This window comes from Kitasatospora nipponensis, from assembly GCF_039528135.1.
Classification (GTDB): domain Bacteria; phylum Actinomycetota; class Actinomycetes; order Streptomycetales; family Streptomycetaceae; genus Kitasatospora; species Kitasatospora nipponensis.
In genome coordinates this window covers 80,113-101,744 of sequence record NZ_BAAALF010000008.1, presented here as the reverse complement: position 1 = coordinate 101,744, position 21,632 = coordinate 80,113, and the positions used below count along the sequence as shown (strand labels likewise).

General features: G+C 72.4%; 19 protein-coding genes and 2 pseudogenes. 3 read left to right on the top strand and 18 right to left on the bottom strand.

The features are described 5' to 3' along the window. From ABD323_RS04540 to ABD323_RS04530, 3 genes and pseudogenes are all read right to left on the bottom strand, one after another. Nucleotides 1–802 (bottom strand): annotated as a pseudogene (locus tag ABD323_RS04540) (glycosyl hydrolase); the annotation flags it as partial. A 782-nt stretch (nt 803–1,584) separates the two neighbouring features. Further along, complete coding sequence (locus ABD323_RS04535; protein ID WP_344439435.1) at nt 1,585–2,988, bottom strand: putative Ig domain-containing protein; 1,404 nt, start codon at nt 2,986–2,988, stop codon at nt 1,585–1,587. A 355-nt stretch (nt 2,989–3,343) separates the two neighbouring features. Next, nucleotides 3,344–4,216, bottom strand: coding sequence for a helix-turn-helix domain-containing protein (locus ABD323_RS04530; RefSeq protein WP_344439433.1), 873 nt, complete (start codon nt 4,214–4,216; stop codon nt 3,344–3,346). 171 nt (nt 4,217–4,387) lie between these two features. On the opposite strand from ABD323_RS04530, the gene ABD323_RS04525 reads away from it, so the two are divergent. After that, nucleotides 4,388–5,188: an alpha/beta fold hydrolase gene (locus tag ABD323_RS04525; protein ID WP_344439431.1), complete on the top strand. Its 801-nt coding sequence runs from the start codon at nt 4,388–4,390 to the stop codon at nt 5,186–5,188. Nucleotides 5,189–5,335: 147 nt separating this feature from the next. Here the strand turns inward: ABD323_RS04525 and ABD323_RS04520 are convergent, their stop codons facing one another. Next, nucleotides 5,336–5,563, bottom strand: a complete 228-nt coding sequence (locus ABD323_RS04520) for a hypothetical protein (RefSeq protein WP_344439429.1) — start codon at nt 5,561–5,563, stop codon at nt 5,336–5,338. A 422-nt stretch (nt 5,564–5,985) separates the two neighbouring features. On the opposite strand from ABD323_RS04520, the gene ABD323_RS04515 reads away from it, so the two are divergent. Both ABD323_RS04515 and ABD323_RS04510 read left to right on the top strand, forming a co-directional pair. Continuing rightward, entirely contained in the window at nt 5,986–6,189 is a 204-nt protein-coding gene (locus ABD323_RS04515) for a cold-shock protein (protein ID WP_344439427.1), read from the top strand. Between the two features lie 199 nt (nt 6,190–6,388). Beyond that, nucleotides 6,389–6,772 (top strand): CBS domain-containing protein, encoded by a 384-nt coding sequence (locus ABD323_RS04510; RefSeq protein WP_344439425.1) that lies wholly within the window; start codon nt 6,389–6,391, stop codon nt 6,770–6,772. 54 nt (nt 6,773–6,826) lie between these two features. Here ABD323_RS04510 and ABD323_RS04505 read toward each other — a convergent pair whose 3' ends face one another. The 14 genes and pseudogenes from ABD323_RS04505 to ABD323_RS04440 form a co-directional block, all read right to left on the bottom strand. Further along, nucleotides 6,827–7,456, bottom strand: a complete 630-nt coding sequence (locus ABD323_RS04505; protein ID WP_344439423.1) for a hypothetical protein — start codon at nt 7,454–7,456, stop codon at nt 6,827–6,829. Between the two features lie 95 nt (nt 7,457–7,551). Beyond that, nucleotides 7,552–9,837 (bottom strand): hypothetical protein, encoded by a 2,286-nt coding sequence (locus tag ABD323_RS04500; RefSeq protein ID WP_344439421.1) that lies wholly within the window; start codon nt 9,835–9,837, stop codon nt 7,552–7,554. A 526-nt stretch (nt 9,838–10,363) separates the two neighbouring features. After that, nucleotides 10,364–11,035, bottom strand: coding sequence for a FadR/GntR family transcriptional regulator (locus ABD323_RS04495; RefSeq protein WP_344439419.1), 672 nt, complete (start codon nt 11,033–11,035; stop codon nt 10,364–10,366). 135 nt (nt 11,036–11,170) lie between these two features. Beyond that, on the bottom strand, nt 11,171–12,841 hold the full coding sequence (locus ABD323_RS04490; protein WP_344439417.1) for an FAD-binding oxidoreductase: 1,671 nt from the start codon (nt 12,839–12,841) through the stop codon (nt 11,171–11,173). Nucleotides 12,842–13,008: 167 nt separating this feature from the next. Further along, nucleotides 13,009–13,278, bottom strand: a pseudogene (locus ABD323_RS04485) (hypothetical protein); the annotation flags it as partial. A 105-nt stretch (nt 13,279–13,383) separates the two neighbouring features. Further along, nucleotides 13,384–14,247, bottom strand: a complete 864-nt coding sequence (locus tag ABD323_RS04480) for an amidohydrolase family protein (protein WP_344439415.1) — start codon at nt 14,245–14,247, stop codon at nt 13,384–13,386. A 157-nt stretch (nt 14,248–14,404) separates the two neighbouring features. Continuing rightward, nucleotides 14,405–14,716, bottom strand: coding sequence for an L-rhamnose mutarotase (locus ABD323_RS04475; protein WP_344439413.1), 312 nt, complete (start codon nt 14,714–14,716; stop codon nt 14,405–14,407). Next, on the bottom strand, nt 14,713–15,366 hold the full coding sequence (locus tag ABD323_RS04470) for a LutC/YkgG family protein (RefSeq protein WP_344439411.1): 654 nt from the start codon (nt 15,364–15,366) through the stop codon (nt 14,713–14,715). Before ABD323_RS04470 ends, ABD323_RS04475 begins: the two co-directional genes overlap by 4 nt. Further along, nucleotides 15,363–16,823, bottom strand: coding sequence for a LutB/LldF family L-lactate oxidation iron-sulfur protein (locus ABD323_RS04465; protein ID WP_344439409.1), 1,461 nt, complete (start codon nt 16,821–16,823; stop codon nt 15,363–15,365). The genes ABD323_RS04470 and ABD323_RS04465 overlap by 4 nt, the downstream gene beginning before the upstream one ends. Then, entirely contained in the window at nt 16,820–17,560 is a 741-nt protein-coding gene (locus tag ABD323_RS04460; RefSeq protein WP_344439407.1) for a (Fe-S)-binding protein, read from the bottom strand. The genes ABD323_RS04465 and ABD323_RS04460 overlap by 4 nt, the downstream gene beginning before the upstream one ends. Beyond that, nucleotides 17,560–18,546 carry an aldo/keto reductase gene (locus tag ABD323_RS04455; RefSeq protein ID WP_344439405.1) on the bottom strand — a complete coding sequence of 329 codons (987 nt, stop codon included), beginning with the start codon at nt 18,544–18,546 and terminating at the stop codon, nt 17,560–17,562. The genes ABD323_RS04460 and ABD323_RS04455 overlap by 1 nt, the downstream gene beginning before the upstream one ends. Further along, a complete protein-coding gene (locus tag ABD323_RS04450; protein WP_344439404.1) occupies nt 18,543–19,325 on the bottom strand; it encodes an SDR family NAD(P)-dependent oxidoreductase in 783 nt (260 codons plus the stop codon). Before ABD323_RS04450 ends, ABD323_RS04455 begins: the two co-directional genes overlap by 4 nt. Further along, entirely contained in the window at nt 19,322–20,704 is a 1,383-nt protein-coding gene (locus ABD323_RS04445) for an L-fuconate dehydratase (RefSeq protein ID WP_344439402.1), read from the bottom strand. Before ABD323_RS04445 ends, ABD323_RS04450 begins: the two co-directional genes overlap by 4 nt. Continuing rightward, nucleotides 20,701–21,552 (bottom strand): fumarylacetoacetate hydrolase family protein, encoded by an 852-nt coding sequence (locus tag ABD323_RS04440; RefSeq protein ID WP_344439400.1) that lies wholly within the window; start codon nt 21,550–21,552, stop codon nt 20,701–20,703. The genes ABD323_RS04445 and ABD323_RS04440 overlap by 4 nt, the downstream gene beginning before the upstream one ends. Between the last annotated feature and the right edge of the window lie 80 nt (nt 21,553–21,632).

The following is a 21,632-nucleotide window of genomic DNA, read 5'->3' as shown; positions in this document are numbered from 1 at the left end:
CGGCCCACACCTTGTCGCCCGCGAAGCGCAGCGCGTGGATGGTGGTGGACTCGAGCTCCGCGCCGCCGACCCGGCCGCCGGGCTGGAACTTGCCGTGCTGGGGGTCGGCCAGGACGTACACGCCGGTGCCGACGTAGGAGGTGGCGCCGGTGTTGGCCTCGCCGGTCGCGTACCAGAGGCGGCCGGAGCCGTCCAGGCCGAGCGCGCCGGTGGACAGCGAGGGCAGCTTGTCGGAGATCGACTCCCAGTGGCCGCCGCCGGTGCGCGAGCGGAACACGCCGCCGTTGGCACCGCCCGCGTAGACGTAGCCGTCGTTGTCGGCGGCGACGCCGGTGATACGGCCGGTGACGTTGCCGGAGCCGCCGCTGGAGTTGGAGTTGACGTCGCGGTAGCGCGGGTCGTCCGAGTTGTACGGCTTGTCGGTGACCTGGTCCCAGGAGCCCGACGCGTGGTCCATGGACTGCAGTTGGGACCACGCGGCACCGTAGGCGCCGGGCGCCACCACGCCGGGCGCGGTGCGGGCCTCGGTGAACTGCGCGGTCGACTCGGCCGAGCCGAGGGCGTCGTCGTCCCCACCGCGGTCGATGCCCGCAGCCGTGGAGTTCGCGGTCGCCAGTGCGTTGGTGCGGTGGCCGGCGGCGGCCTGGTGGGCCGCGCGCTGGGCGGCGACGTCCGCCAGGTGGCGCACGTTCCACGGGCGCGGTGCGGAGGCCGGTGCGGCCAGTGCCTGGGTGGTGGTCAGGCCGAGTGCGGTGAGTGTGACGGCGCTCAGCAGCAGCCGTCGTCGTTGCCTGGTGGGCACGATGCGGTGGTCCTCCCCGGAAGGGCCAGGGCACGGGGTCGCGCGACCTGGCGGATCTTCCCGAAGCCTGGCGGGTGGTACAGGCGCGGGTGAAGGGAGAGCGCATAACGAACTAGCAAAATATAGCCCGCTGGTGACGATGTGACGGCGGGGAACGGAACCACCGAACGGTGGGCGTCGTCCAAAGCGCGCCATGCTCCGTTCCGGGGCCGGACCGAGTGCGGAGCATCGACGGATGAACAAGCGAACGGCAGCGCTGGCCGCGATCACGGCAACCGCCCTCTCCCTCGCGGGCTGCAGCTCGTCAGCCGGCACACCGCACACCTCCGATACGCAACCCCCGTCCATCTCCTCGGACCTCGCACGCGTCTCCCCGAGCGTGGGTGCCCCGGCCGGTACGGGCACGGCCACACCGTCGACGGCCTCCGGCTCCCCCACCGCGGCGTCGGCGACCGCGTCGAGTTCCGCCGCACCGCAGCCCGCCGCGACGGCACCGTCGGCAACGGCACGCGCGCCGACGCCGACGCCGACGCCGACGCCCGCAGCGACCTCGACCGTGCCACCCGCGACTGCCACACCCAGGGACATCGAGAACCCCGTCGACCCGGTGCACGGTGGCATGACACCGAGCAGCCACCCGAGGAGCTGACGCCACGACGGCATCCCACCGAGGAGTGTCGCGCCGGCATTGCGGGCGGGACCGTACCCGGATCCGGGGCTACGTCAGGGGCCTCGGCGTCGATGCGCGGGTGGGCGGGCATCGACGCCGAAGTCGGGTTCCGTCAGGAGACGTTGAGGGCGGTGTCGTCGATGACGAAGGAGGTCTGCTTCTGCGAGTCCTCGGTACCGGTGAACTTCAGGGTGATCGCCTGGCCCTTGTAGGCGGAGAGGTCGAAGCTGTGCTGGGTGTAGCCGGTGGCGTGGTTGAGGTTGGAGTAGGTCGCGAGGGTGGCCAGGACGGTGCCGGAGCTGTTGAGGACCTGGACCTTGAGGGTGTCGTAGGCGGTGGTGGTCGTGGTCTCGGCGGTGTCGACGTGCAACCAGAAGCCCAGCGCGTAGGTGCTGCAGCCGGCCGGCAGCGTGACGGGCTGGGAGAGGGTGTCGGTGGTGGCGGTGCCGTAGCCGTCCAGCCAGGCGTCCCAGGAGCCGGAGTGCGGCGGCTCGCTCGAGCTGGTGTTGAGCACGCCGGAGCTGGCGGTCCACGGGGCGGCCGCGCCGGTCTCGAAGCCCGGGTTGCCGAGGAGTTGGGCGGGTGTGCAGGTGCTGGCGGGGTTGACGGTCCAGTTGAAGGAGGTGTTGCCGGACGGGCCGGTGGAGTCGGTGGCGGTGACGCTCACCGTGCCGGTGGCGGCGGTGGTCGGGGTGCCGCTGATCAGCCCGGTGGTGCTGTTGAGGGAGAGTCCGGCGGGCAGGCCGGTGGCGCTGTAGGAGAGGGTGCCGCCGGCGGTGTCGGTGGCGCTGGTCTGCAGGGTGACCGCCTGGCCGACGGTGCTGGTCTGGCTGCCGGGGTTGGTGACGGTGACGCTGCCGCCGCCTGCGGTGCCGAACTGGATGTCCAGGACGGCGTGGAGCTCGATGCCGTTGGGGGCGACCCCGGTCTGACCGTGCAGGAAGTCGAAGAAGCCGACGCCGGTGACGGTGACGGGAACGTTCGCGGTCTGGAAGCTGCCGGTGGGCGTGTACTTGGCGTCGAACTCGGCGCGGGAGCCCTTGATGGCGGAGGTGAGCACGCTGCCGGCGCCGACGCAGGCCGGGTCGGGGATCTCGGCGATCATCGTGTGGCCGGCCTTGTCGTCCAGTACCAGGTGGTAGTCGGAGTCGGCCTCCAGCTTGTACTGGTCGAGGGTGGCGCTGAGCTTGAAGACCGTGGTCTCGGTGGGCTGCACCCGGTTGTTGGCCGGCAGGGTGCCCGGGGCGGTGAGCGAGGTCAGGGCGGGGATCGTCGTCGCGGTGGTGGACTGGAGGTTGATCAGTGCGGCGTCCGTGTCGGTGCCGGTCTTGACCGACCATCTCTCCACGCCGCAACTGCCGGTCGTGGAGTAGTGGTTGGCGATGACGTCTTCATGCTCTTCGGCGTCGGGCTGTTCGCTGTGCCGTGGCCCGGCACTCACCGCGGTCACGGTCACCAGGACGGCTGCGACCGCTGCCGCGACGGCAGCCAGGATCTTCCACCACTTCTTGTGCACGAGCGCCTCCCAAGCGAGGGGACGGGGCCGGCGACACACGGGCCACGAACTGGCGGTCACCGGCCGGGACTGGCCGTGCTGTGCGGGGGGAACTGTCCCGCAGTGTGCCGCTGAAGAGTCGACGCGCATAGATCCGGCACGTGAACTGTTGGTGATTCCTCGTCCGGCAGACCACCTTGCGTCACCCTCAGGGTCACGGGGCCGTTCAACGCGCCTGCCTTGTGCAGGCGCCGGCGCGTCGGGGAGGACCGGGTTGGCCGCGGATCCGGCGGGGGCCGAGGTCCGCCTCGATGAGGCCGCGAGGGCCGGCTCGGCCGCGGCCACGGCGGGCAACTGATCCCGACGCGCCGCCCGTTCAGGCCCGGGCGCGGGCGTCGGCGGCGCGGGCGTCGGCGGCGCGCCAGGTGCTCGGCGGCTGCCCCGTACCGCGCTGGAAGAAGGTGGTGAAGTTCGCGGCGTCCCGGAAGCCGAGACGTCGCGCGCACCTGCTCACCGGCAGGTCGGTGTGGGCCAGCAGCCGCTTGGCCTCCAGCACGATGCGCTGGTCCAGGAACTCCTTGGCGCCGACGCCGGTGACGGCGCGGGTGGCCCGGGTCAGCGTCCGCCGGTCGTAGCCCGTCACCCGGGTGTAGTCGGCGACCTGGTGCCAGGTCGCGAAGTGCTCCTCAACCGCTGCCCGGTAGCGGAGGAAGACGTCCCCCTCCCGCCCGCCGCCGACCGCGGACGCCGCGCCCCCGGCCGGCAGCACCCGCAGGACCAGTGCCGCCAGCAGGTGGGAGAGCAGCGCCGGGGAGGCCAACTGCGGTGCCCGCACGGCCAGATCGTGCTCGCCCCGCAGATGATCGGCGGCCAGCAGGGCGAGCGGCCGCACCTGTGGGTCCAGCTGCCAGGTGGCGGACGCGCCGGTGTCCAGCGCCCGCGTCGGGCCCAGGTCCGGCAGGAAGCCGGCCCGGAAGAGGATCAGCGGACCGTCCACGCCCTCGACGTCGCTCCAGCGGTGCACCATGCCCGGCCGGATCCACACCACGCTCCCCTCCCCCAGGGGATGCGACGCGAAGTCCGCCACGTGCTCCCCCCGTCCGGAGGCGACCAGGGCGAGGACGTGGAAGTCCGGCCGCTGCAGGCGGCTGCGGGCGCCCGCACCGTCCATCGCGCGCAGCCGCGCGAAGCTCAGGACCTCGACGCCGTACGCCGCGCCGAAGGCGGGCAGGTACCGCAGTTGCCGCACAGCCTGGTGTCCGTTTTCCACAAGAACCGCGCCTCTTTCCACCGGGGAGCTCCCGTAGGACGACTGTAGCTTCGGGAGCGTCACCTGCCGATCAGAGCGGGTGTCACTTGCACAGCAGCGGCGGATGCGCAGGCGCCCCGCCGCCTGCCGAAGCCGAGGACGGGCGCGGACATGACGGAAACGACAAGCACGGTACGGGTCACCGACGGCACCTTCGCGGTGCGCTCCAAGGGGCAGGCCGGGCCGGCCCTGGTGTTCGTCCACTACTGGGGCGGCTCCGCCGCCACCTGGGACGGGGTCGTCGAGCGGCTTCCGGCCGACCGGCGCACGGTCCGCTTCGATCAGCGCGGCTGGGGCACGTCACGGGCCCTGCCCGGCCCCTACACCCTGGACCAACTCGCCGACGACCTCGCGTACGTGGTCGAGACCCTGGACCTCGGGCCGTTCGTCCTGGTCGGCCACTCGATGGGCGGAAAGGTGAGTCAGCTCCTGGCGGCCCGCCGCCCGGCCGGACTGGTGGGCATGGTCCTGGTGGCCCCCGCGCCGCCGCAGCCGTCCGCCGTCGTGACCCCCGCCTACCAGGAGGGGCTCTCCCACGCGTACGACTCGCCGGAGTCCGTCGGACAGGCGCTCACCCACGTCCTGACCGCCGTCCCACTGTCGCAGTCGCTGCGGGACGCCGTGATCCGCGACAGCCTCGCCGCCCACCCCGAGGCCCGCCGAGAGTGGCCGCTGCGGGGGATGGCGAGGGACATCACCGACGCCGCCCGGGCGATCGAGGTCCCGGTGACGGTCCTGGTGGGCGAGCACGACGTCGTGGAACCGCCGCACGTGCTCCGGGAGCACCTGCTGCCGCACATCCCGCACGCCCGGCTGACCACGGTCCCCGGTGCCGGCCACCTGCTGCCCCTGGAAGCACCCGACGCGCTCGCGGCCGAGCTCCGGAGCCTGACCGCCCGTCTGGGCAGCTGACGGCTCCCCTCCCGTGCGCTGAGTTCGATCTCGGCGCGTGGTCCGTGGCGTGCTCACCGACTGGGCCGCTGCCGACCGCGGCCGGGCGGTGGGGATCAATGGCCCCGGGTGCGCGCCCCTCGGCCGAGGGGCGCGGGGCGCCCGGGGTCAGAGTTTGAACATCCTGGCGTACGGCTGGGTGATGCGTTCCTGTCGTGATCCGAAGTCGACGAGGACGGCGATGTCGCTGTCGCCTTCGACGGCGATGGCCCGGCCGAGGCCGTAGCGGTCGTGGGTGACACGGTCGCCCACGGCGAACCGCTTGAGCGGCGCCGGGACCCGGGCCTTGAAGGGGCTGGTGGGCAGGGGCCGGCGGTCTGCTGCTGATTTCGTCATTCTCCGCAGTATGCGCCGAAAATCGCGGGAGCGGTGCCCTTCGGGGGGCCGGAAATGCGGGTCCACGTGGCGCACGTCGGGCGTTTCCTGGTCGGACGGCCGGTGACGCCGTCACTCCGGACGAGACCTGAGACGGTCAACTGGCCTGCTCCCGCGACGTGTTGATGCTCCTGGCGGCCCGGCGGCGGCCCCACGGGGGGAGGCTCACATGAAACCGGCGGTGAAATAATCCACCACGGAAGGCCGGGGCCTGCTAAAGTCGTTTTCGTTGCAGTAGTGGTTCCCATGAACTCTGTGTGCGCCTGCCGATGTCTCGCAGGTGCATTTTTGTTTCCCGGCTCCTACCCCGGGCGGGTCATCATCGCGGCACTCGAAGTCCGCACGGTGCGGACTTCGGACAGCCCCTTGAAGGAGATCTTTTTATGGCTCATGGCACTGTGAAGTGGTTCAACGCGGAAAAGGGCTTCGGCTTCATCGAGCAGGACGGTGGCGGCGCCGACGTCTTCGCCCACTACTCGAACATCAACGCCAACGGCTTCCGTGAGCTGCTCGAGGGCCAGAAGGTCGAGTTCGACGTCACGCAGGGCCAGAAGGGCCCGCAGGCCGAGAACATCCGTCCGCTGTAGTTCTTACCGCTTGGCACCCGCCCAGCAGCGAGGGGCCCGCACCGCGTACACGCCCGGTGCGGGCCCCTCGGCATTGCGTCACGACACGCCCCCCGCCGTTCGGGCCCCTGGCCTCGCCACTGGCGGCCATCCCCACGCGAGACGCCCGGCGCCGCGTCCAGGATCGACGACCTGCCGTGAGAACTCAAAGGAGTCCGCCATGACCAGCACCCTCGAACGTCCCGCGACCACCACCACGGTCGGCGACCTCATGACCACCCCGGACCTGCAGATCAGCGACGACGTCACGGCCGACACGGCGATGGACATCCTGCACAGCTCCGGCGCCGAACACCTCCTGGTCCGCACCGACGACGGGCGCTGCGCCGGGCTGCTCACCCGCCTGCACCTCGCGCCGTTCCAGGCCCGCTCCTGGTACACCGAACGCACCGCCGTGCGCGACATCGTCCTCGACCGCGCCCCCTTCGCCACCCCGGACATGCCCGCCGGCGACGCGGCCACCGCCATGCACGCCCGTGGCCTGGACGCCTGGCCGGTGGTGGACCACGACGGCCACGTCATCGGCCTGTTCAGCCTCCGGTGACCCCTCCAGGTCCACGAGCGGTGCGCACCGTCGGGGACGGGCGGCGGCGGGGTCTCAGCGCACGTCGATCCGGTCGACGACCAGCCAACGTCCTCCCGCCTTCGTCAGGGTGAGGATGTGCCGCCCCACCGGCAGGTTGTTCACGGTGTAGACGCTCTGCTGGGCCTGACGGCTCGCGGAGGCCGCGTCGACGGTGCCCTGGGAGGTGCCGTCCAGCGAGACCGCGATGGTGCCCTCGTCGGAGTCGGTCTCGGTGACGAGGCTGATTCCGGTCCCGGTGAAGGTGACGGTGGCCGAGTCGCCGTTCGCCGTGCTGGCGTGGACATCGTCCTGCCGGTCACCGAGGCCGCGGCCGGCGGAGTACGTCCAGGAGGTGCCGGTGTAGGCGATGGAGGGGTCGGTGTCGTTGACCACGCCGGTCACCTCGAAGGCGTCCAGGGTGGCCCAGTTGCCGCTGCGCTTGACGATCCGGACGGTGTGGACGCCCACGCTCAGCCCGCTGATGTCGTAGATCGCGCTCTGGGCCCGACGGGTGGCGGAGCCGGTGTCGTACAGCCCCTGGGAGGCGCCGTCCAGGAAGACCTCGACCTGGCCCTGGTCGCTGTTCCTCTCGCCGATGACGCGGACGCCGGTGCCGGTGAACGTCAGCGAGGCGCTGTCGCCGTTGGTCTGCGTGGCGTGCACGTTGTCGTCGTAGTCGCCGTAGCCGCGGTCGCCGTTCCCCGTCCAGCCACCGCCGCTGTACGCGATGGCGGTGTCGTCGTCGTCGATCCTGCCGGTCAGTGGGCGGCGTCGGGGCCGGCGGCGGCGATGACGGCCCGGGCCGCGGGGGGCCAGTCGCCGCCCTGGACGACCGTGGCCTGGGTGAAGGTGATGCCGGTGCCCTTGTTGAGGTAGTGGGTGGTGTCGGCGTAGTTGTCGTGGACGTCGATGTCGTGGACGGTCGGCGTCCACATGCCGATCCAGTCGCCGAGACCGCCGCGGGCGACGTTGTCGTGGGTGTTCCAGTACGAGCTGCCCTCGTCCTGGTAGAGCTGGTTGTTGGTGTTGTTGACGACGTCGGTGAGGTTGCCCGCGAGCACGGAGGTGGTGGAGCCGTCACCGTTGCCCTGGCCGCCGTTGGTGTAGATGGGGCCGCCGTCGTGGAGGACGTTCATCACGTCGTGCACGTGGTTGTCGAGGATCTGGTTGGCGCCCGCGTAGCTGGTGCCGTGGGCGCAGGTGGTCCGGCCCTGGGCGGGCTGCATGGAGCACGGTGAGGCGTAGCCCCAGCCCCAGCCGAGCGAGATGCCCGAGTAGGGGGTGTGGCCGATGTCGTTGTGCGAGATCGTGAGGTTGCGGGTGTAGCCGGCCCAGACGCCGACCGCGTCGGCGTAGTCCTGGCCGACGTGGTCGATCCAGTTCTGGGAGACCGTGTCACCGGTGGTCATCCGGCCGGCGTCGGTGAGGTAGTAGTCGTCCGCCTCGCCGACCGAGACACCGCCGCCGGAGGTGTCGTGGAGGAAACTGCCCGTGATCGTGGAGTTCTGGGTGCCGTCGGCGAGGTCGATGCCGGTGCCGCCGGTGTGGGCGATCTCGTCACCGGTGAAGGTGATCCGCGCGCCGCGGTGGACCTGGACGGCGGCGGGGATGCGGATGGGGGCGTGGGAGGCGGCGTCCCACAGCACGCCGGCCTGGTTGTCGACGTAGCCGACCGTGGAGGGCAGCGTCCAGGTGGTGTACCCGAAGGTCAGGCCCTGGAAGGTGATGTCGTGCGCGGGCGTGACGGCGTCCGGCACCACGGTGAAGCCGTCGACGACCAGATAGGTACCGGAGGTCTTGACCAGCTTGACGGTGTGCCGGCCCTTGGCGAGGCCGCCGACCGAGGCGACGACCTGCTGGGCGAGCCGGGAGGAAGCGGACGCGGTCACGCTCCGCACCCGGGCACCGTCGACGTAGACGTCGATGCCGCCCTCGTCGCTGTTGGTCTCCGACAGCAGGTCGATCCCGGTACCGGTGAAGGTGTAGCTCACCGAGTCGCCGTCGGCCGGGGTGGCGTGCACGTCGTCGAGCAGGTCACCGAGGCCGCGTCCGCCGCCGTAGCCCCAGCCGGAGCCGGTGTACGTGATCGCCGGATCGGTGTCGTTGACCGGCGCGAGGTGACCGGGTGTGCCGCTCACGTTCAACAGCGTCTGCTGGGTGGGCAGTTCCACGTCCGCGGTGCTGAGGTCCTCACCGGTGCGCGGCTCGTAGTAGACGAGTCCCGCCGAGCTGTCGAGGTAGAACTCGCCGGGAGCGTCCAGCAGTTGGTAGGCGTTCTCGAGGTAGCTGATCGCCTTCAGGGTCGGCAGTCCGGCCCCGTTGAAGGGAAAGCCCCGGTTGGACACCGAGGTGTTGTTGTTCGCGAAGCAGGTCGGATCGACGTCGAGACTGGACCCGCCCCCGGCGGGCACGGTGATGCCGGCCAGCGGGCACCGCAGTTGCTTCCAGGCATTGTCGGTCACGACCTCCACCGAGGAGGCGTTGGTGAACGAGGCGTAGGAGGGGTCGGCGGTGGTGAAGCCGGACCCGGAGAGGGTGAAGCCGGAGGGGTTCAGCGGGCCACGTGCGCGCTGGGCCCGCACCCCGTTGACGAACAGTTGCCGGCTCTGGGTGCCGGCGGGCACGGCGGCACGGTAGATGTTCTTCGCACCGTCGAAGAGCGAGAACCCGGTGACCCGCTCCGCCCCACTGAGCACGGGGACTTCACCGGGGTACCCCGCCCAGACGACCCTGTTGCCGTTCTGCCCGGAGTCGGCCGGCCCGAGGGCGAAGGCCCGGGAGAGCCGGTAGGTGCCGCCGCGCAGGTACACGTCGATGTCGGCGGCCATGGCGGGGGTCAGGCTCTCCACCTTGCTCCTGGCGCCGTCGAGACTGCACGGCGCGCTGAGCGTACAGGTGCTGCCGGACCCGGCGGGCGAGGCGTACAGCACGGTCGGCGCGGCGGCGGACGCCGGGCCGGCCACGGAGATCGCGGCGCACAGCAGCGCGCCCACGACCCCCAGCGCGCCGTGGATTCGGGTGGCTCTGCGACGAAACAGCGACATGGGTGCTCCTTCGGGGATGGCCGGGACACCTGGCGGACGCGCTCCGCCCGTTCTGGGGACGATGACCGCCTGCCCGCCACTCCACCGTCCATGGACGGGGAGGATGGGATCCGATGAATCCGCGGACACCGATGGAAACCGCAGGCCAGAGGGCCTATGGAGCACCCCTCCCGGGGTCATTCATCGGATGTATCGCTCTGCGGGGAGCGTACGGCGCCGCCCCTACCCCGGGCAAGGGGCAGGAGTCCGGAAAGGCGGTTTCGGCCACGAGGGAGTGCTCACGGAGGCCGCCGATCGCAGGCCACCCGCCTCGCCCCGAGGCGCATGGAGGCGCATCGAGGCAGCGGATGACTCCCTGGGCCATCCTGCCCAGGAGTCATCCGATCTCTTGCCTGCCTGACTGCTCACGCCCCCGGATGGACACCGCCACCACGCGCGGGGGCCGGCGCGGCGTTCCCGCGCGGCTCCCACCGGCCGGCTGCGCCCTGGCAGCCGGCCACGCCAGGGCCTAGCGGCAGCCGCCGCCTCAGAGCGCCTTGCGCAGCCACTCCACCACGCCGCCGACGTGCACCGCCGCCCGCGTCTTGGCCACCTCCACGTCGCGCGCCCGCAGGGCGTCGAGCAGCCCGCGGTGCTCGGCCATGGTGCGCTCCACGGCCTCCGCCTGCGTCACGCCCCGCCAGATCCGCGCCCGGGCGGTGCGGTGCGCCAGCGAGTCCAGCAGCGAGGCGAGCACGGCGTTGCCGCTCGCCCGGGCGATCAGCCGGTGGAACTCCAGGTCGTTGGCCACCAGCTCCTCGACCGTGGGGTCCGTCCCGAGCCCGTCGAGCAGCTCGGCCAGCTCGGCCAGTTGCTCGTCGGTCGCCCACTGGGCGGCCAGTCCGGAGGCCGCGGAGTCCAGCACCGCCCGCACCTGGAAGAGCTCCACCACCGACTCGTCCCGGTGCAGGTCCAGGATGAAGGTGAGGGCCTCCAGCAGCAGCGCCGGCTCCAGGCTGGTCACGTAGGTGCCGTCGCCCTGCCGCACGTCCAGCACGTTGAGCAGCGACAGCGCCTTCACGGCCTCCCGCAGCGAGTTGCGCGAGAGCCCCAGCTGCGCGGCCAGGTCGGGCTCCTTGGGCAGCCGGTCACCGGGCTTGAGCCGGCCGGAGAGGATCATCAACTTGATCTTCTCGATGGCCTCGTCCGTCACGGCCACGTCAGTGCCTCCCAGCGCTCCGATGTCTGACCGGCCATTATGCACTCCGCCGGAGCGGGGCGCAGGGCCAGGGCGGACGCCGGCTCCGGGCCGACCCGGCGGCCGGCCGACGCGGCCGCACGGGCGCGGTGCCGGTCAGGCCGGCGGCTCGATCGACAGTGCGTGGCGGAAGACGTCGCGCGGGTCCCAGCGGGCCTTCACCTGCTGCAGGCGCGGGTAGTTCTGCCGGTAGTAGAGCTGGTGCCAGGGTACGCCGGAGGTGTTCCACGCCGGGTCGGCCAAGTCGGTGTCCGGATAGTTGATGTAGGAGCCGTCACTGACCTCGCCGGGTACCGGAACGCCACCGGTGTCCGCGTACACCTCGCGGTAGAAGGCGCGGATCCAGGACAGGTTGGCCTCGTCGTCACCCTCGTCCGCCCAGACCGTGTGGTACACCGCCTTCATCACCGCGTCGCGCTGGGCGACTGCGGTGGCCGACGGGTCCACCGCGTTGACCTGGCCGCCGTAGCCGACGATCAGCATGCCCCCGGTCGGGCCGCCGGTGGAGTTCGTCAGGTGCCGGTAGATCGAGGCGAGTTGGCGGTCGGTGAAGGAGCGGCGCAGGTAGCCGGCCTTGCCCTTGTAGCGACGGGTTACCAGGTCACCGGACTCTCCGGTGCCCGGCCAGGTCGTGGGGTGCAGCCAGGGCATCCGTTCCCGGACATCGAGTGTGGGTGTGACGCCGGAGCCGGCGGTGACCGCGTCGACGAAGCCGCTCACCAGGCGGTCCGCACCCGGCAGGTCCCCGTCGATCCGCACGGTCAGCCGGAACGAGCCGGCACTGCGGTGCGCCGGCTCGAAGATCGCGTACAGGCCGGCGTTCGGCGACCCGGGCGCGCTGTTGCTTTCGTGCCAGGTGCCGAAGTTGCGCAGCAGGGTGCTGAACGCCTGCTCGGTCATGCGCTCGTCCCAGGCCCAGGTGACCAGGCGGGCGAGTAGTTCGCGCGGCGCCTGCGGCAACAGGTGGGCCGGGTCGGTGCCGGTGGCGGAGGGTGAGCGCAGCCAGTACCGGGTGACCACGCCGAAGTTCCCGCCGCCACCGCCGGTGTGCGCCCACCACAGGTCTCGGTTCGGATCGTCCGGTTCGCGGGTGGCCACCACCGGGCGGACGGTGCCGTCCAGGTCGACCACGACCACCTCGACACCGTACAGGTGGTCCACCACCGAGCCGTACCGGCGCGACAGCGGTCCGTACCCGCCGCCGGACAGGTGCCCACCGGCCCCCACGTCCGGGCAGCCGCCCGCCGGGATGGTCACGCCCCAACCGGTGAACAGCCGTCGGTACACCCGCCCGAGCACGGCCCCCGGCTGCACCGCGAAGGCCCCGCGCTCGGCGTCGAAGCCGACCGCGTCCATCGGCGACAGGTCCAGCAGCAGACGAACCCCAGGATCCGCGGTGAACCCCTCGAAGCAGTGCCCGCCGCTGCGCACCGCCACCCGCCGCCCGGAGCGCACGGCATCCGACACGGCGCGCACCACCTGGGCAGTGGACCCCAGCACCCGGATCTCCTCGGGCGCTCCCACGAAGCGGAAGTTGTTGCCGCGCAGCAGGCTCTCGTACCGGGAGTCAGCCGGATCCACCACCACCGGGCCGAAAGCCTCGGACTCGGCCGCGGGTGCACCTCGGCGATCACCAGCGCCGACCTGGGCGCCAGTGGTCGCCGAGGCGGCGCGCGCGGCACCCAGGGTGCCCGGCAACCCCACCGCTGCGCCCGCCGCGGCGAGCAGGCCGCGGCGGCTCAGTGCGTTACGGTCCGATCGGCCCATCGTGTGCTCCCGTGGTGGCTACTGACGTGGTGGCTGCCGGCGCTACGGCGGCTCGGGGCAAGCGCTCATGCTCGGCCGACACCTCGCAACCGCGGGGTCCGACGATGGCAACGCCGATCCGTTTCTATGCCACCGGGTACACCCGGGCACGGAGGCCGACCGTGAGGTCACCGGATGCGACACGTTCGGGGCAGTCCTCCACCCGCACCGCAGGACCGCCGAAGGCAGACACCGTCGAGTCCGGCTCCCTCCCTTGCGATCGCCGCATGCAGCCGACGGTGGTGGTCCACCAGCCGCACCCGGCCGGTCGGGAGCACGCGTGCCACGTGCCGCGGATCCGTGCTGGAGGTGGCCGAACGGAGTTCCAACTCGCCCGGTTCCACGATGCGGTGCCCGTCACGGCCGGTGAACGAGGCCAGGTCGGCGGGAACGGTGAGGGCGTCGCCTGGAAGTGGTCGACGGCCTGCGGGCAGCCTGCTCGCCCTCCACGCCGACGGACTGGTGGAGAGCCGCGAGGGTCTCACCATGGGCGAGGCGGATCCTCATGCCGGCCGCTGCCCCGCACCGAGGAGCCCGTAGACCCGGGCCGCCGTGTCGCCGAAGACCTGTGCCCGCTCGTGAGGCTCCAGATGATCCGTCAACTCCTTTGCGCAGGAAACCACTTGCTCGTACGAGGCGGCCAGCAGGCAGACCGGCCAGTCGGAGCCGAACATCAGGCGCCCGGGGCCGAAGGCGTCCAGCGCGGCCTCGGCGTACGGTCGCAGGTCGGCCACGGTCCACCGCTCCCGGTCGGCTTCGGTCACCAGGCCGGAGAGCTTGCAGGAGACGTTGGGCTCGCGGGCCAGCTCGCGCAGCCGGCCGGCCCAGGGCTGCGGACCGCCCCGCGCGATCGGCGGCTTGGAGAGGTGGTCCAGCACGAACGACACCTCCGGAAGGGCCTGCACGGTCTCGATGGCGGCGGGGAGTTGGTGCGGCAGGGTGAGCAGGTCGTAACAGAGGCCGGCGTCGGCGACCGCGCGCAGTCCGCGCCGGACGTCGGGGCGGACCAGCCAGGCCGGGTCGGCCTCACCCTGGACCAGGTGGCGTACGCCGACGAGCGACGCGCCGCCCGTCCCCTGCCGCAGGTCGGCAAGCGTGTCGGCGATCCCCGGCGCGGTCAGGTCCACCCAGCCGACGACTCCCGCGACCAGGTCGTCGGCGGCGGCCAGCGCGAGGAACTCCCGGGTCTCCGTCAGGTCGGGCAGCACCTGCACCAGCACCGTGCGCTCGATGCCCGCCGCCCGGGCGAGGGGAGCCAGGTCGGCCAGGCCGAAGCCGCGCCGGATGACGGTCGACTCCGGTGCGTCGAGCCACGGTTGAGGGCGTCTGGCCAGGTCCCAGACATGGTGGTGCGCGTCGATTCTCAAGCGCGATCACTCCTCGGTCGACTCGGACGGCTCCGCCCGTCCGGGCGGGCCGACAGGACTGCGGTGCCCCCCACTCGGGCAGGTGTTCGCGCAGCCGGCACTCGGTGGCAGTGACGTGCATCGTCAACAGCCACCAGGCGTTGCGCGGGATCGGGGATCACAGCTGCCACACCACGGGCAGTCCGGCGTGCGCGCCGCCGGCGGAGTAGTCGTGCGCCACGTCGAGCAGCTCGGCCATCCGGGTCTGCCAGGCGAGGTTGACCGGCAGGTGCTCCAACTCGGCCAGCAGGCGGGCGTAGTCGGCGCAGTCGAGCAGGTGGAACAGCTCGGTGCCGCTGCGCCAGATGGTCCACTCGCTGACTCCCGCGGCGCGGATGGCGGCGGTGAGTTCGGCGGGGACCTCGCGGTGCGCGGCCTCGTAGTCGGCGATCCGGTCGGGGCGGACGGTGGTGTGCAGGGCGACCCTCATGGCTGCTCCCCCGGTTCGACGACGATGACGTGCAGGGTGCGGGGTCCGTGCACGCCCTCCACCCGGTCGAGTTCGATGTCGCTGGTGGCGGACGGGCCGGAGACGAAGGTCAGCGGACGGGTCGGGTCGAGCCGGGCCAGCGCGTCGGGCACGTCGGGGGCGATCTGCTCGGCGCGGATCACGCACAGGTGGTAGTCGGGGATGAGGGTCAGGGCGCGCCGGCCCTGGCCGGGCCCGCTGTCCAGGACGATGGTGCCGGTGACGGCGATGCCGAGCGCCGCGAGGGTCACGGCACCGTCGAGCCGGTCCAACTCGGCGACCGTGAGCGGCTCGTGGTGCCACTGCCGGTCGCCGGGCGGCAGCAGCTCCCGCGGGAAGCCGGCCGGCACCGCCAAGTGGTGGGCGCCGCGTGCGGCGAGGGCCGCGGCGATGGCGGCGGGGACACCGGCGGGGTCGGTGCGGGTGACGGTGGCGCGGTAGTCGGCGACGCGTTCGGCGAACAGGTCCACCGCGTCCTCGCCGGGAGGCAGGTGGCTGCGACGGTAGGCGCGCGGGATCGGGTCCTCGTCGGGAGCCGCCTGATCCCCCTGATCACCCTGGTCGGCCAGGGCCAGCCGGATCCGCTTCAGGATGGCTTCACGGCTGCTCAACTGCTGCCTCCTTCGCGGTTCTTGCGCCACCAGCTACGGAACGACTCGGCCGGTGGGGCGGGGGTGTCGCGGCTGTCGGTCCACCCGCGCAGTGGTCCGGGCAGGCGCCCGATCCGTCCGTCGCGGGCCACCGCCCTGCCGCCGAGCGCGGCGGCCTTCTGGGCGGCGCCCAGCAGGCGCGGGGAGTCGAGCACCTTGCCGGCGGCCTTCATCGCCAGTGCCTCCGCGGTGTGTCCGCCCTTCGCCTCGACGGCCTTGGCGCGCAGGTGGACGAGGACCTCCGGGATGTCGATCTTGACGGGGCAGGCGTCGTAGCAGGCCCCGCACAGGGTGGAGGCGAACGGGAGCGAGGCGGCGTTCTCGATCCCGACCAGCTGCGGGGTGAGGACGGCGCCGATCGGGCCGGGGTAGACGGAGCCGTAGGCGTGGCCGCCGGTGCGCTCGAAGACCGGGCAGACGTTGAGGCAGGCGGAGCAGCGGATGCAGGCCAGGGCCTGGCGGCCGACCGGGTCGGCCAGGGTGTCGGTGCGCCCGTTGTCGAGCAGCACCAGGTGGAACTGCGAGGGGCCGTCCCCCTCGGTGGTGCCGGTCCACGCCGAGGTGTACGGGTTCATCCGCTCGCCCGTGGAGGAGCGGGGCAGCAGCTGCAGGAAGACCTCCAGGTCGGCCCAGGTGGGCAGGACCTTCTCGATCCCCATCACCGTGATCAGCGTCTCGGGCAGCGTCAGGCACATCCGTCCGTTGCCCTCGGACTCCACCACCAGCACGGTGCCCGTGTCGGCGCAGGCGAAGTTGGCGCCGGAGACGGCGACCTTGGCGGTGAGGAACTTCTGCCGCAGGTGGCGGCGGGCGGCTTCGGCGAGGTCGCGCGGGTCGTCCGTGAGGCCCTCGGGGGCGGGCTGACCCCAGCGGCCCATCTCGGCGGCGAACAGGTCCCGGATCTCGGTGCGGTTCCTGTGGATCGCCGGGACCAGGATGTGCGAGGGGCGGTCCTCGCCGAGCTGGACGATGAGTTCGGCCAGGTCCGTCTCGTAGGCGGTGATGCCCTGTTCCAGGAGGTGCTCGTTGAGGCCGATCTCCTGGGTGGCCATCGACTTGACCTTCACCACCTGCGACTCACCGGTGGCGCGCACGAGGTCGGTGACGATCCGGTTGGCCTCGGCCGCGTCGCCCGCCCAGTGCACGGTGCCACCGGCCGCGGTGACCGACTCCTCCAGCCGCAGCAGGTGGCGGTCGAGGTGACGGGCAGTGCGCTCCTTGATCGCCTCGCCGGCCTCGCGCAGTTGCTCCCAGTCGTCGAGCTCGGCGGTGACCGCCAGGCGCTTGTCGCGGATCGTGGTGGTGGCGCGCTTGAGGTTGGCCCGCAGCCGGGTGTCCTTCAGCGCCTCGCGGGCGGCCTCGGGGAAGGCCGGGGAGCCGAGCCAGACCACGCCGCGGTCGGCGGCGTCGGCGCTCATCGGGTGGCTCCCTCGGTCGCGGCGAGGATCTCGGCCAGGTGCAGGGTGCGCACCGCGCTGCCCTGCCGGGACAGTCCGCCGCCGATGTGCAGCAGGCAGGAGTTGTCGGCGGCGCACAGCACCTCGGCGCCGCTGGCCCGCACGGCGTCGGTCTTGTCGGCGAGCATGGCGGCGGAGGTGTCGGCGTTCTTGAGGGCGAAGGTGCCGCCGAAGCCGCAGCAGGAGTCGGCCGCGGCCACGTCGACCAATTCGATGTCCTTGACCGCGCGCAGCAGTCGGTGCGGGCGATCGCCCAGGCGCAGGCCACGCAGCGAGTGGCAGGTGGGGTGGTAGGCGACCGTGTGCGGGAAGCACGCCCCGACCTCGGTGACGCCCAGCACGTCGGTCAGGAACTCGGTGAACTCGTGGACCCTGGGCACGAGTTCTTCGACCTGGCGCTGGAGTGCGGCGGGTGCGTACCGCGCGGCCAGCACCGGGTGGCTCTCGCGCACCATGCCGGCGCAGGAGGCCGACGGCGTGACGACCGCGTCGTAGTCCGCGAAGGTGCGCGCGAAGCGGGCGACCAGCGGGACGGCGTCGGGGCGGTAGCCGGTGTTGAAGTGCATCTGCCCGCAGCAGGTCTGCTCCTGCGGGAAGTCCACCGTGTGGCCCAGGCGTTCCAGCACCTCGACCACCGCGCGGCCGGTACCGGGGAACATCGTGTCGTTGAAACACGTGATGAACAGCGCGACGCGCATCAGGCGACCTCCTCGGGAGTGGGGACCTCGGCGGGGAGCAGCCCGAGCTCCCGGAGCTCCGCCCACAGCGCCGCCGGGACGGGGCGGTCCAGCATCGCGGCCGCGTCCTGGACCTCCGCGGCGCTGCGGGCGCCGACCAGGACGCTCGCCACGGCCGGGTGTCCGAAGGGGAAGCGCAGGGCGGCGGCCCGCAGCGGCACACCGTGGCGTTCGCAGACGGCCTTGAGCTCGAGCGCGCGGGCCAGCAGTTCGGGGGGCGCGGCGGCGTAGTCGAACGTGGCACCGGGCTTCGGGTCGGCGAGCAGACCCGAGTTGAAGACACCGCCGACGACCACGCTCACCCGGCGCTCGGCGGCCAGTGGCAGCAGTTCGGTCAGGCCGCGCTGGTCGAGCAGGCTGTAGCGGCCGGCCAGCAGGACCAAGTCCAGGTCGGTCTCGCGCACGAAGCGCGCGGGCAGCTCGGCCTGGTTCATGCCGACCCCGATCGCGCCGAGGATCCCCTCGTCGCGCATCCGGGCCAGCTCCGGGTAGGCCTCGGTCAGCGCCTGCTCGGCGTGGTCGTCCGGATCGTGCAGGTAGGCGATGTCGATCCGGTCCAGGCCCAGCCGCCGCAGGCTCTCCTCGATCGAGCGGCGCACACCGTCGGCGCTGAAGTCCCAGACGCGGCGGTGGGTGGCGGGCACGGCGAAGCCGTTGGCCAGGTCGTCACCGCGGGCTGCGGGGGACGGTTCCAGCAGGCGCCCGACCTTGGTCGAGACGACGAACTCGTCCCGGGGGACCGAGGACAGGGCGCCGCCCAGCCGGCGCTCGGACAGGCCGAGCCCGTAGTGCGGGGCGGTGTCGAAGTAGCGCACCCCGGCTGCCCGGGCCGCCGCCACGGCCGCCCGGGCCCGGTCGTCGGTGACCGGGGTGAACAGGTTGCCGATGCCCGCCGCGCCGAAGGCCAGCCGGCTCACGCCCACCGCGCCGCGGCCGAGCGTGCTCACGGCGCGGGCTCCGGTCGCAGGCGCAGGCCCGCCATCCCGCCGTCCACGGCCAGGGCGGTGCCGGTGGTGCTGGCGGCGGCCGGCGAGGCGAGGTAGGCGATGGCGGCGGGCACCTCCTCGGCGCTGACCAGGCGTCCGGTGGGCTGACGGGCGCTCAGCGCGGCACGCTCCGCCCGCGGGTCGGCGGCGGCGTCGAGCAGCCGGCCGACCCACGGGGTGTCCACCGTTCCCGGGTTCACGCAGTTCACCCGGATTCCCTCCCGTACGTGGTCGGCGGCCATGGCCAGCGTGAGCGAGAGTACCGCGCCCTTGCTCGCCGAGTAGAGCGCGCGCTGCGGCAGGCCCGCGGTGGCGGCGATCGAGCAGGTGTTGACGACCGCGGCGGTGCGTCCCGGACGGGACGTCACGGAGCGCCGCAGGTGCGGCAGTGCGGCCCTGGTGGTGCGCACGATGCCGAGCAGGTTCACGTCCAGCACCAGGTGCCACTGCTCGTCGGGGTTGTCCTCCACCGTTCCGGCGGCGCCGATGCCGGCGTTGTTGACCAGGATGTCGATCCCGCCCAGGGCCTGCGCCGCGCCCTGGACGGCCGCGCGCACCGAGCGGTCGTCCCGCACGTCGGCGGTGAAGGCGTGCAGCGGAGCGGGCGCGCCGCTCGGGTCCAGGTCGAGCACGGCGACGTCCGCGCCGCGCTCGGCCAGCAGTCGGGCGGTGGCCAGCCCGATGCCCGAGGCCCCGCCGGTGACGAGCGCCCTGAGCCCCTCCAGATCACCGTTGCTCATGCGGTCGGCTCCGTCCCGGCGAGGTCGCGCCCGGCCGGATCGGCCCCGGCCAGGTCGGCGGCCCAGAACCCTCCGGTGGGGTAGGTGAAGGTGTCGATGGTGTCCTGGTGCATCTGCGCGGAGAAGCCGGGCAGCGTGGGGGTGCGGTAGTGGCCGTCCTGCACCCGCACGGGGTCCACGAAGTGCTGGTGGAGGTGGTCGACGTACTCGATGACCCGGTCCTCGGTGGTGCCGGACAGCGCCACGTAGTCGAACATCGACAGGTGCTGGACCAGCTCGCACAGCCCCACGCCGCCCGCGTGCGGGCAGACCGGTACGCCGTAGGTGGCCGCCAGCAGCAGGATCGCCAGGTTCTCGTTCACCCCCGCCACCCGGGCCGAGTCCAGCTGCAGCACGTCGATCGCGCCCGCCTGGAGCAGCTGCTTGAAGACGACGCGGTTCTGCACGTGCTCCCCGGTGGCCACCTTGACCGGGGCGACCGCCCGGCGGATCGTCGCGTGGCCGAGCACGTCGTCGGGACTGGTGGGCTCCTCGACCCAGTACGGGTCGAACTCCGCCAGCGCCCGGGTCCACTCGATGGCCTCGGCCACGTTCCAGCGCTGGTTGGCGTCGATCGCCATCCGGATGTCCGGGCCCACCGCCTGGCGGGCGGTGCGGCAGCGGCGGACGTCGTCGGCCAGGTCCGCGCCGACCTTCAGCTTGATCTGGGTGAACCCGTCGGCCACCGCCTGCTTGGCCAGTCGGATCAGCTTCTCGTCGGAGTAGCCCAGCCAGCCCGGCGAGGTGGTGTACGCGGGGTACCCGCTGCGCAGCAGCTCGGCGGCCCGCTCCGCGGCGCCCTCCTTGCCCCGGCGCAGCAGTTCCAGCGCCGCCTGCGGGGTGATCGCGTCGGCGATGTAGCGGAAGTCGACCTGGGAGACCAGCCACTCGGGCTCGGCGTCGGCCAGCAGCTGCCACAGCGGCTTGCCCTCGCGCTTGGCGGCCAGGTCCCAGACGGCGTTGACGACGGCGCCGATGGCCATGTGCATCACGCCCTTCTCGGGGCCCAGCCAGCGCAGCTGGCTGTCACCGATCAGGTCCCGGTACAGCGCCCCGGGGTCGGCGCACAGCTCGGCCACCGACCGGCCCACCACGTGGCCGCGCAGCGCCTCGATGGCGGCCACCTGGACGTCGTTGCCACGCCCGATGGTGAAGGTGAAGCCGTGGCCCTCGTGGCCGCCCTCGCAGGTGCGCAGCACCAGGTAGGCGGCGGAGTAGTCCGGGTCGGGGTTCATCGCGTCGGACCCGTCCAGCTCCCGGGAGGTGGGGAAGCGGATGTCGTGGGTGTCGACGGCGGTGATCCGCGCGGTGGGGTCTGCAGACAACGGGGTGCCTTTCACGCGTCGATGAAGGTCTGGCGCTGGGTGCCGAGGCCGTCGATGGACAGCTCGACGGTGTCGCCCGCGCGCAGGTACGGGGTGCCCGGCAGGCCCAGGGCCACGCCGGCCGGGGTACCGGTGTTGATCACGTCGCCGGGGTTGAGCACCATGTGCCGGCTCAGGTACCAGACCAGGTGGTCGACCGCGAAGATCATGTGCTTGGTGTGGCCGGCCTGGCGGACCTCACCGTTGACCGCGAGCCCGAGGGCCAGTGCCTGCGGGTCGGCGACCTCCTCGGCCGGGACCAGCCACGGGCCGAGCGGGTTGAAGGTCTCGCAGGACTTGCCGAGGTCCCACTGCGAGGAGTACTCCAGCTGGAACTCGCGCTCGGAGACGTCGTTGCTGATCGCGTATCCGGCGATCACGCCGGCGGCGTCCCGCGGCGAGTCCAGGTAGCGGGCCCGGCGGCCGATCACCACCGCGAGCTCGACCTCCCAGTCGGTCCGGGCCGAGCCGCGCGGGATCAGCACCGGGTCGTACGGTCCGACCACGGTGGCCGGATCCTTCAGGAAGACCACCGGGCGCCGGGGGATCGCGGCGCCGGTCTCCTCGGCGTGGTCGCGGTAGTTGAGTCCGATGCAGACCACCTTGCCGGGCCGGGCCAGCGGCGGGCCCACCCGCAGGCCGACCGGGTCCAGCTCCACCAGCGTGCCCGCCGCGAGCGCCCGGCGGGCCCGCTCGACGCCGCCCCCGGCGAGGAAGTCACCGTCGATCCGCCCCGTCAGACCTGACAGCGCGTACGTGCGCCCGTCCTCGGCGAGGACCGCCGGCACCTCCGCACCGGGATCACCGAGCTGCATCAACTTCATGTGCGAGTCTCCTTCCCGCTTCGAAGGCCACCGCCTCCGTCGCTGAACACCTCTCTCGCCACCGTGTGACCGCCGTGCGG

Bases quoted from the DNA above. Each gene is read 5' to 3' on its own strand.
- ABD323_RS04525 (WP_344439431.1), top strand. From the start codon at position 4,388: ATGACGGAAACGACAAGCACGGTACGGGTCACCGACGGCACCTTCGCG.
- ABD323_RS04520 (WP_344439429.1), bottom strand. From the start codon at position 5,563: ATGACGAAATCAGCAGCAGACCGCCGGCCCCTGCCCACCAGCCCCTTC.
- ABD323_RS04515 (WP_344439427.1), top strand. From the start codon at position 5,986: ATGGCTCATGGCACTGTGAAGTGGTTCAACGCGGAAAAGGGCTTCGGC.
- ABD323_RS04510 (WP_344439425.1), top strand. From the start codon at position 6,389: ATGACCAGCACCCTCGAACGTCCCGCGACCACCACCACGGTCGGCGAC.
- ABD323_RS04500 (WP_344439421.1), bottom strand. From the start codon at position 9,837: ATGTCGCTGTTTCGTCGCAGAGCCACCCGAATCCACGGCGCGCTGGGG.
- ABD323_RS04490 (WP_344439417.1), bottom strand. From the start codon at position 12,841: ATGGGCCGATCGGACCGTAACGCACTGAGCCGCCGCGGCCTGCTCGCC.
- ABD323_RS04475 (WP_344439413.1), bottom strand. From the start codon at position 14,716: ATGAGGGTCGCCCTGCACACCACCGTCCGCCCCGACCGGATCGCCGAC.
- ABD323_RS04465 (WP_344439409.1), bottom strand. From the start codon at position 16,823: ATGAGCGCCGACGCCGCCGACCGCGGCGTGGTCTGGCTCGGCTCCCCG.
- ABD323_RS04460 (WP_344439407.1), bottom strand. From the start codon at position 17,560: ATGCGCGTCGCGCTGTTCATCACGTGTTTCAACGACACGATGTTCCCC.
- ABD323_RS04450 (WP_344439404.1), bottom strand. From the start codon at position 19,325: ATGAGCAACGGTGATCTGGAGGGGCTCAGGGCGCTCGTCACCGGCGGG.
- ABD323_RS04440 (WP_344439400.1), bottom strand. From the start codon at position 21,552: ATGAAGTTGATGCAGCTCGGTGATCCCGGTGCGGAGGTGCCGGCGGTC.